The organism is Actinoalloteichus spitiensis RMV-1378 (assembly GCF_000239155.1).
Lineage (GTDB): Bacteria > Actinomycetota > Actinomycetes > Mycobacteriales > Pseudonocardiaceae > Actinoalloteichus_B > Actinoalloteichus_B spitiensis.
Genome location: NZ_AGVX02000596.1, coordinates 1 through 4,674 on the forward strand (window position 1 = coordinate 1; position 4,674 = coordinate 4,674).

At 75.4% G+C, this 4,674-nt stretch carries 4 protein-coding genes; 2 read left to right on the plus strand and 2 right to left on the minus strand.

What is annotated here, in order from left to right:
• Nucleotides 1-1,309 (plus strand): ATP-binding protein (locus ACTIDRAF_RS0222295; protein ID WP_026066384.1); only part of this gene is annotated, 1,309 nt, incomplete at its 5' end.
• 16 nt (nt 1,310-1,325) lie between these two features.
• Here the strand turns inward: ACTIDRAF_RS0222295 and ACTIDRAF_RS0222300 are convergent.
• Nucleotides 1,326-2,558, minus strand: coding sequence for a 3-deoxy-7-phosphoheptulonate synthase (locus tag ACTIDRAF_RS0222300; RefSeq protein ID WP_016700924.1), 1,233 nt, complete (start codon nt 2,556-2,558; stop codon nt 1,326-1,328).
• Nucleotides 2,555-3,565: an FkbO/Hyg5 family chorismatase gene (locus ACTIDRAF_RS30555; RefSeq protein ID WP_157163206.1), complete on the minus strand. Its 1,011-nt coding sequence runs from the start codon at nt 3,563-3,565 to the stop codon at nt 2,555-2,557. Before ACTIDRAF_RS30555 ends, ACTIDRAF_RS0222300 begins: the two co-directional genes overlap by 4 nt.
• Nucleotides 3,566-3,816: 251 nt before the next feature.
• Here ACTIDRAF_RS30555 and ACTIDRAF_RS0222310 point away from each other — a divergent pair.
• A partial coding sequence (locus tag ACTIDRAF_RS0222310; RefSeq protein ID WP_016700926.1) for a class I adenylate-forming enzyme family protein occupies nt 3,817-4,674 on the plus strand: 858 nt, incomplete at its 3' end.

Sequence of the window (4,674 nt, forward strand, 5' to 3'; positions counted from 1 at the left end):
GGCCACGCCGGAGTGGCCGCCCACGGCGCCCGCCCCGGCTACCGGGAACGGGACGGTCTCCGAACAACGCCACCTCACGGTGGTCATGGTCATGACCACCGCCGAGCACGCGGCCGCCGTGGAGGGCTTCGTGTGCCAGCAGATCCGCCACCACGGTGGACAGCCCGCGCCGGGCCCCGGCTCCTCCTGGTGCGGCTACTTCGGGGCGAGCGGCCGGTTGCCCGACCACGCAGACCGCGCGCTCGCCGCCGCCGGCGCCATCGCCCGCCGCTCCGTGGTCGAGTTCCACCCGGCCGAGGTCCGGGTGGCCGTGCACTCCGGGGAGGCCGTGGTCAGCCGGCCCGTCGACGGCGACACCGCCGTGCCGAAGGTCGCCGCCGTCGTGCTCGACAGCTGCCGACGCCTCGCCGCCGCCGCCACCCCCGGCCGGGTGGTCCTCAACACGGCCCCACCCGAGGGGCCGGTCGGGCACGGTCCCTTCGCGGCACGTCAGCCAGCGGTCCTGGCAGCGGAGGAGCCGCCCGGTTCCTGGCACGGGCCCACCCCCTTCGTGGGCAGGTCCTTCGAGCTGGACCTGTTGCAGCGCACCGTGGTCCGCACCCACGCGACGGGACGGCCGGCGATGGCGACGCTGCTGGGAGCCCGGGGCATCGGCAAGACACGGCTGGTGTCCGAACTCGTCGACCAGCTGCGGGACGGCACGTTGAACACCACGCGTGTCCTGCGCACCCGGGTGCGCCCGGGGTGCGGCGACGCCGGCACCGTCCTCTCCGCACTGGTCCACGACCAGCCGGGGAACGGGGTCGAGGCGCTGCGGTGCCTCGCCAGCCAGCAGCCCACGCTCGTCGTCGTCGACGACGTGCACCACGGTGCCGACGACCTCCTCTCCGCCCTGGCCACCCTCCTCGACACCACCGACCCCCTGCCGCTGATGATCGTGACCACGGCCCGGGAGGAGTTCGCCCGCCGCATGCCGGAGACCACCACCGGGCCCAACTCGTTGAGCCTCGTCCTCGACCGGCTCACCGACCACGCCATCACCCGGCTGCTGGACGTGGTGCTCAGCCCACGGCGACGGCAGCTGCACTTCGGCCCGCCCCACCCGGCGGCCGCCAGCGGGCAGTGGCAGGGCTTGCTGGACGCGGTCCGGGGTTGCCCGCTGCGGGCGCTGGAGTACGCGGCCCGGTTCAACGCCGCCGAGGACGACCAGGCCGCGCACACCGAGGGCCTGGCCGGTTTCGCGCGGTTCAGCCCGCGCGAGGTGGAGGCCGGCGCACCCGTCCCGGCCGTCGCCGCGCTCCCGGGCTGACCGCCCGGGTAGACGGTCAGAACCCGGCCCGGGCGACGAGTTCCGCCGCCTGGGCCGGGCTGAGCCTCGGGTCGCACAGGGTCTCGTAGCGGTCGGCCAACGCCGCGAAGCCGGGCACGGGACCGCCCACGCACTCGGTGACCTCCTCGGCGGCCACCTCCAGGTGCAGTCCGCCGGGGTGCTCGCCGTGGTCGCGGACGATCCGGGTGAACCAGCCGACCTCCTCGAGCATCGCGGCCAGGAACCGGGTCTTCCGACCGTCTGGTGTGGAGACGGTGTTCGCGTGCATCGGGTCGCTGACCCAGACCACCGGGTGACCGGCGGCCCGCACGGCGCGCAGCAGCGGCGGCAGGGCCGAGGTGATGGCCGGCGTCCCCATCCGCACCACGAACGTCAACCGCCCCGGGGTCCGGTCGGGGTTGAGCACCTCGCACAGCCGGACCGCGTCCTCGCCCGTCGCCCCGGGCCCGAGCTTGCACGCCACCGGGTTGCGGGCCGAGGCCACCAACCGCACCTGCCCGTGGTCGAGCTGCCGCGTCCGCTCCCCGACCCACGGGAAGTGGGTGGACCCCAACACCAGCTCGCCGGTGTCGTCCGGGCGCAGGAACGCCGCCTCGTAGTCCAGGACCAGCGCCTCGTGGCTGGACCACGGACCCCACCCGCCGGACCGGGCCTCCCGGTGGACGGCGAGCCGGCGGTGCGCGGAGGCGGCCAGCCGGTAGCCGGTCAGCATCCGGCGGGGATCAGGACGTCGGGCACGCGCCTCGGCGACCTCCGAGTTCACGAGGTGCCCCCGGAACGGCGGCAGCGGCACCCCGTCGACCACCTCCTCCGACCGCGACCGGGGTTTGGCGAACTGCCCACCGATCCGGCCCACCCGCACCACGGGGCGCCCACCCCCGAACCCGGCCGCCAACCGGTCCAGGACCGCCACCACCGCGTCGGTGCGCGCGTCCGATGCCGCGTGGAAGCTCTCCGCGCAGTCCCCCGCCTGCACCAGCACCGCGTCCCCGGAGCAGACGACGGCGAGCCGAGCCGACAGTTCCCGGACCTCCTCACCGGTGACCAGCGGTTCCGCCGCGTCCAACGCCCGGCGCACCGGGGCGTGGAACTCGTCCCGCCGCCAGTCCGGCTGCTGGCGCGCGGGCCACTCCCGCCAGTCCGGCCCGCCGGCTCCGGCCGGGGGGACCTCCGGGTGCCCGCCCGCCCCGGGCCGGATCCCCGCCTCCCCGACCTCACCGGCGGTCACGTCGCGACGCCTTCGACCTCGACGAGCAGGTCGGAGCGGCAGATGTCGGCCCGCAGGTAGGCGACCCGGCCGTCGGCGGGCAACATCTCGGCGCAGACCTCCCGGACGGCGGGCAGGTCCTCGGGGTGCCGCACGTACACCTTCGCCGTCCGCAGGTCGGCGAGCCGGTAACCGTGGTCGATGCCGTACCGGCCCAGGTTCTCCGCGCCCACCAGCAACTCCACGTTCTCCAGGGCGGTGCGGCACTGGGCGCGGACGTCCCCGGCGTGCCGGGTCTCGTGGCCGATGATGCTGGCCGTGCCGGAGACGAGGACCGAGCCCCGTGCCGCGGCGTCCCCGTGCCGGGGCAGGTAGGTGGCGCGGGCGAAGTTCGGGGCGCGCCGCCCGTACCGGGACGGGTAGTGGTAGGCCGGGATCTGCCGGGGGTTCTCCACGTTGACGGGGTCGACGCCCCGGGTGGCGATCAACGACAGTTCGATCCCGCCCGCCGCCGCGCCGATCACGGTGGTGGCCGGCATGTCGCCGAGCATCCCCAGCTCCTCCAAGGCCAGGCTGCGGCCCACGCAGAAGTCGCGGTAGACCTCCTCGCCGGCCCCGGTGCTGCCGTTGATGTCGGCGATGTGGTTCCAGACCCGCACCAGCCGGGGGTAGTCGAGGCGGGCCAGCAGCGCGAACAGCTCCCGGTACATCCGGCCGACCTCCCGCGCGTAGGAGCCGGAACCGGGTAGCCGGGCCGAGCAGAACAGGAAGCGGTCCGAGCAGGCGTAGCGGATGGCGCCGTGGTCCCCGTAGCGGACGGGGCCGTCGGCGGGCCACACCTCGGCGACCTCGTCGGTCGGGGCGGCCAGCAGCACGGTCATGCCCGGGTGCGGTGGCGGCGCCGGTGTGGACGCGGCGGCGAGGTACCGGTTGGTCCCGAGCACCGGGCCGTCCTCGGACCGGGCGGGGCCGGGGGCGCGCAGCAGCGGGGCGAGCGCGCCCACGGGCCGGACGGGCGAGCGAGTCATGGACCACCCCAGCAGTGGAGTTCCGACGGCTGTCGGCCCGACGGTAGGAACCCGGACCCGCCCGGCGCAGTGCCTGTCTTCCACCTGCCGGTAACAGCGGGTCCGCGCGCCGCCGCCCGGATTGCCGGGGGATGGCCGTGCGGTGGGCTTCTTCCGCAGCATGCCGGCGACCGGCGTTCGTAACGTGGCCGCCTGTCGCGCCCCGCTCCCGCGCTGGGCGGCCCCGACCCCAGTGAGCGAAGTGTGGTGACATGCTCCGGACCGAGTTGATCCGCCCCGTCCACGAGCTGGTGCGCGACCACGCCCGCGGCACCCCGGAGCGCACCGCCTACTCGGATGCCCGCCGCGCCGTGACCTACGCGGAGCTGGCCGCCCGCACCGGACGTCTCGCGGGGCACCTGGCCGCCCTCGGGGTGGCCCCGGGGGAGCGGGTGGCGTTCGTCCTCGGCAACGGTGTGTCCCTGGTGGAGAGCTACCTGGCCACCGCCCGCGCCGCCGCCGTCGGGGTGCCGTTGAACCCGCTCTCCAGCGACGACGAGTTGGCGTTCCTCCTGGCCGACAGCGGAGCGGTCGCCGTCATCACCGATCCGGCGCGGATCAGCAGGGTGCGGCGTCTGGCGCCCGAGTCGACAGTGGTCCTCGCCGACGAGGTCGACCCGGTGGACTGGTGCGGCCCCCGCTTCGAGGACCTCGCCACCCGCGACGCGCCCGAACCCGCCCGGGACGACCTCGGAGTGGACGACTGGGCGTTCATGCTCTACACCTCCGGCACCACCGGCCGCCCCAAGGGCGTGCGTTCCTCCGTCCGGAACTCGCTGTGGACGATCGCCGCCTGCTACGCCCCGATCCTCGGCCTGGGCCGGGAGGACCGCGTGCTGTGGCCGTTGCCGCTGCACCACTGCCTCGGCCACCACCTCGGCACCCTCGGCGTGCTGGCGGTGGGGGCCAGCGCCCACGTCACCTCCGGTTTCGCCGCCGAGGAGGTGCTGGCGGGCCTGGCCGCCGGGGAGTTCAGCGTCCTGGTCGGGGTGCCCGCGATGTACCACGAGCTGCTGCGGGCCGTCGACACCGGCGGGACCGCCCCGACCGGGCTCCGGCTGTGCCTGACC

Bases quoted from the DNA above. Each gene is read 5' to 3' on its own strand.
- ACTIDRAF_RS30555 (WP_157163206.1), bottom strand. From the start codon at position 3,565: ATGACTCGCTCGCCCGTCCGGCCCGTGGGCGCGCTCGCCCCGCTGCTG.